Consider the following 4,178-nt stretch of genomic DNA (forward strand, 5'->3'; position numbering starts at 1 on the left):
TGGTAATACTACATCATCAACACGAACTTTTATAACTCTACCATCAAAAATCGGTTCAGTTTTTACTGTTCTTTCTGCAAGATTACTCATACTACTTCATCTCCCTGTTCTATTTCCTAATCGTTCTTCATACATTTTACCACATTGAAAGGAGCGTGATAGAAATGAAAGTTTACATTTTACCAAATCGCGTCACTTTAGTCGGCAAAGCATGGCAAATTCGTCATAAGCTAAAACAATATGGCAAAGAGTATACAACTGTACAAGAGTGGATTACAGCAAATAAAAAGTAAAAGTTTGTCAACCTCCTTTCCCTTTCGTACAATAAAGATAAGGAGGTTGACCTATGAAAAAACGTCAATTAGGAAACTCAGATTTATATGTTACGGAAATTGGATTTGGCTGTATGTCTCTCGGTACATCTGAGGCTGAAGCTATGCGTATTATCGATGAGGCAATCAATTTAGGAATTAACTTTTTTGATACAGCGGACTTATACGATTATGGATTAAATGAAGAATTTGTTGGAAAATCTCTGAAAGGAAAACGCGACCAAATTGTTCTTACAACAAAGGTTGGAAATCGATGGACAGAAGAAAAAAACGGCTGGTCTTGGGATCCTTCTAAAGCTTATATAAAAGCCGAAGCAAAAGAGAGTTTACGTAGACTTCAAACAGATTATATTGATTTATATCAACTGCATGGCGGGACGACTGAAGATCCTATAGATGAAACAATTGAAGCCTTTGAAGAATTGAAAAAAGAAGGTATTATTCGTCATTATGGTATCTCTTCTATACGTCCAAATGTCATTCGTGAGTATGCAAAACGTTCAAATATCATTAGTGTATTAATGGAGTACAGCCTTTTAAATCGTCGTCCTGAAGAATGGTTCCCACTGCTTAATGAACATCAAATTAGTGTCATCGCACGCGGACCACTTGCGAAAGGCATTTTAACTAACAACAATGCAAGCAAGATAGAAAGAGTAAAGGAAAAAGATTACCTCTCCTATTCTTATGATGAATTAAATACAACACTCGCGAGTGTAAAAGAAATTATAGGAGAAAGATCTTTAACTGGATCAGCCATTCAATACTGCTTACATAATGAAAATGTTGCATCTGTTATACCTGGTGCAAGCTCTATTCAACAGTTGCAAGCAAATGTACATGCTGGGGAACAAACGTCGTTAACAAAAGAAGAATATACACAACTTCAGCAAATTGTTAAATTTGATACATATACATTACATCGTTAAAAAAACGTTACCGTACAGGTCATAGCTATCAAGTTAAAAAAGAAGGTGTCCCAAAAGCTCATTAAAAATGACCTTTTAGAGACACCTTCTTTGTATTGATCTTTATATGGGTGAGAAGTTGTTTCATGAACTAATTTAACGTTATGTTTATCTATCGAGAATAAACGACTATTATTTTTCTTATTTTGAACTAAAATCAATTGATTTGTAGAGTTCGGGCAACTTTCCCACCACTTTCTATAACCGTACAGATAGCGTTTTTATAACGTATCATATTTATCAGGATTCGTTCCTACATGTAAATTACGATTTAACGTATTAATTTGATCCATCTCTTCTTCAGTTAATGAGAAATCAAAAATAGTAAAGTTCTCTTTAATACGAGATGGCGTAACAGATTTAGGAATAGTCACAATCCCACTTTGAATATCCCACCTTAATATAACTTGTGCAGGTGACTTTTCATATTTTTTAGAAATAGCCTGAATAATTGGATGCTGGAATACTTCGCCGCCTCTCATTAAAGGACTCCACGCTTCCATTTGAATTTGCTCACCTTGACAAAAATCACGCAATTCAAATTGCGCTAACATTGGATGAAGTTCAACTTGGTTTACCATCGGCTTCACTTTGCAATTTGGTAATAACAGTTCTAAGTGATGTTTATGAAAATTAGAAACACCAATGGCACGCACTTTACCTTCTTCATATAGCTTTTCTAGAGCACGGTACGTATCAACATACTTCCCTCTTATCGGCCAATGGATTAAATATAAATCTACATAGTCCATTTGTAATTTCTTTAAACTTTTTTCAAACGCCTCGAGCGTCTCCTCGTACCCTTGATCGTCGTTCCAAACTTTTGTTGTAATAAACAAGTCTTCTCGCGGGATTCCTGATTCACGAATCGCCTCTCCGACACCGCTTTCATTTTCATATACAGTTGCTGTATCAATCGAACGGTATCCAAATTCTAATGCTGTTTTTACTGCTTGTTTAACTTCGTTGCCTTCTTTCGCTTTATAAACGCCTAGACCAATCATCGGCATTTTCACACCATTATGAAGTGTAGTTGTTGGAATATGCACACTCGTTCTCCCTTTCAATGTTACATTTTTTGTATACCACCACTTTATTTCAACAAGATTCATCCAAAAAGTCAAAACATACGTACAGTTTACATAATACTTTTATACACGTTTAAAAAAATAACGTGAACTCAGTCATTCACGTTATTTCCTTTCCATTCTTTCGCTTTTTCATCAACATTACGTACAAACTCATTTTTCCCTTCCGTATACATCGTGCCATCATATGTATATTTTTCCGCTAGTTCTTTCTTTAAAGTTGCATATGCCTCTGCTTCTTCACAATGAGCCATCATGTAATCACGAAACGATAAATGCCTTGTAATCTCAGGATTCCCTTTTTCAAATACGTGCAAGTGATACGAGCGTTTCTCCTCCGTTCCATGAATAAAAAAACGACGACCTGAAATACCATTTTCCCCTTTCACGATGTAACCAAGCTCTTTAAATCGTTCATTCCAATGATCTACTCTGTCGATACTTTCTACTTCCATGATCATATCAATAATAGGTTTAGCTGCTAGTCCTGGCACTGACGTACTTCCAATATGATGGATTTTTACCGTTTCTGGCATCGCCGATTTTAATCTTTCGGCCTCCATTTGAAATTTCTCACTCCAATGATTTTCGTACGAAACGACTACAATTTCCCTCATTCTAACTCCCCTTTTCTTACAAACTCGTCAAAAAAATGATCAGCGGCATTTCACTGATCATCTTTTTATTATTTAAAGTCTTTCCAAGTAAGGCTACTTTCACTTAACAGTTCTTCAAATGATTTATTCTTTTCACGTTCTTTTTGTTCCTTACGCTTTCTTTCTTGTTCTGCTGCCTCTTTTTTCTCTTCTCTCACTTGCAACTCTTTTTTCTTATTCTTTAATTGTTGCATTAACGAATCGTTCAATTGATCACCTAGTGTAAGTGATTCTTTCTCTGGTTGATTCATTTGAGAGTGTCTTTGTGTTTGTCTTTGCTTCTTTTTCTTCATACTATTCACCTTTTACTTTTTTCTCCATTATAGAGGATACACGGTGAAATCGACAATAAAAAAGATACATGCCCCCGATTCTCTATTATTCTTTTTTTGTAAATATGTTAATTTTTCGAAAAAACTAAATTTTATTGTAGATATAATCCTAGTAATCTATTAAAATTATGTCGTATGATGTCAGATTATAAAAAAAGGAGAAATTAATTATGTGGAAAAAAATTATTCCTGCTGTTGCTGTTTTAAGCACCCTTACTTTTTCAAGCGTATTCGCCGCTCCTCCATCTCAGGCTCCTGCCGAACAAAACCGATACATAGACGTACAAATGCTTGGTATTAATGATTTCCATGGACAACTAGATACTGTAAAAAAAATTAACAATAAAGAAGCTGGTGGTGCTGATTACTTAGCTACTTATTTAAAAGAACGCAAAAAACAAAACCCTAATACACTTCTTGTACATGCTGGAGATATTGCCGGAGCTAGCCCACCAGTTTCTGCTTTATTACAGGACGAACCAACTATTGAATTTTTAAATGACTTAAAATTTGATGTTGGTACAATTGGAAATCATGAATTTGATGAAGGCATTGATGAAATGCGACGCCTTATTTATGGTGGATATCATGAAAAAACAGGGAATTTCAAAGGAGCAAACTTCCCTTATGTCGCTGCAAACTTCTATAATAAATCAACTGGCCGCTTATTTTTACCACCATTTACTGTAAAAATGGTAGATGGAGTTCMTGTAGGATTCATCGGAGTTGTTACAACGGATACACCGAATGTCGTTATGCCAACTATGCTAAAGAATGTACAAATTACTGATGAAGTAGAAGC

General features: G+C 35.1%; 6 protein-coding genes and 1 pseudogene. 3 read left to right on the top strand and 4 right to left on the bottom strand.

What is annotated here, in order from left to right; translation table 11 throughout:
* A pseudogene (locus AC1DTM_RS19125) lies at positions 1–90 on the bottom strand (ADP-ribose pyrophosphatase); the annotation flags it as partial.
* 74 nt (positions 91–164) lie between these two features.
* Here AC1DTM_RS19125 and mciZ point away from each other — a divergent pair.
* Together mciZ and AC1DTM_RS19135 are read left to right on the top strand one after the other, a co-directional pair.
* Positions 165–293, top strand: a complete 129-nt coding sequence (gene mciZ / locus AC1DTM_RS19130) for a Z-ring formation inhibitor MciZ (protein ID WP_000870295.1) — start codon at positions 165–167, stop codon at positions 291–293.
* A 53-nt stretch (positions 294–346) separates the two neighbouring features.
* A complete protein-coding gene (locus tag AC1DTM_RS19135; RefSeq protein WP_477000663.1) occupies positions 347–1,261 on the top strand; it encodes an aldo/keto reductase in 915 nt (304 codons plus the stop codon).
* A gap of 260 nt (positions 1,262–1,521) precedes the next feature.
* Here AC1DTM_RS19135 and AC1DTM_RS19140 read toward each other — a convergent pair whose 3' ends face one another.
* From AC1DTM_RS19140 to AC1DTM_RS19150, 3 genes are all read right to left on the bottom strand, one after another.
* Positions 1,522–2,349, bottom strand: a complete 828-nt coding sequence (locus AC1DTM_RS19140) for an aldo/keto reductase (RefSeq protein ID WP_016106094.1) — start codon at positions 2,347–2,349, stop codon at positions 1,522–1,524.
* 131 nt (positions 2,350–2,480) lie between these two features.
* Positions 2,481–3,005 (bottom strand): GrpB family protein, encoded by a 525-nt coding sequence (locus AC1DTM_RS19145; protein ID WP_088099492.1) that lies wholly within the window; start codon positions 3,003–3,005, stop codon positions 2,481–2,483.
* A gap of 68 nt (positions 3,006–3,073) precedes the next feature.
* On the bottom strand, positions 3,074–3,337 hold the full coding sequence (locus AC1DTM_RS19150; RefSeq protein WP_002014945.1) for a YqkE family protein: 264 nt from the start codon (positions 3,335–3,337) through the stop codon (positions 3,074–3,076).
* 209 nt (positions 3,338–3,546) lie between these two features.
* Between AC1DTM_RS19150 and AC1DTM_RS19155 the strand changes: the two genes are divergently transcribed.
* On the top strand, positions 3,547–4,178 hold a 632-nt coding region (locus AC1DTM_RS19155; RefSeq protein ID WP_477000664.1), incomplete at its 3' end, for a metallophosphoesterase.

It is taken from the genome of Bacillus sp. P4_D3 (assembly GCF_056401855.1).

Bases quoted from the DNA above. Each gene is read 5' to 3' on its own strand.
- AC1DTM_RS19150 (WP_002014945.1), bottom strand. From the start codon at position 3,337: ATGAAGAAAAAGAAGCAAAGACAAACACAAAGACACTCTCAAATGAAT.
- AC1DTM_RS19135 (WP_477000663.1), top strand. From the start codon at position 347: ATGAAAAAACGTCAATTAGGAAACTCAGATTTATATGTTACGGAAATT.
- mciZ (WP_000870295.1), top strand. From the start codon at position 165: ATGAAAGTTTACATTTTACCAAATCGCGTCACTTTAGTCGGCAAAGCA.
- AC1DTM_RS19145 (WP_088099492.1), bottom strand. From the start codon at position 3,005: ATGAGGGAAATTGTAGTCGTTTCGTACGAAAATCATTGGAGTGAGAAA.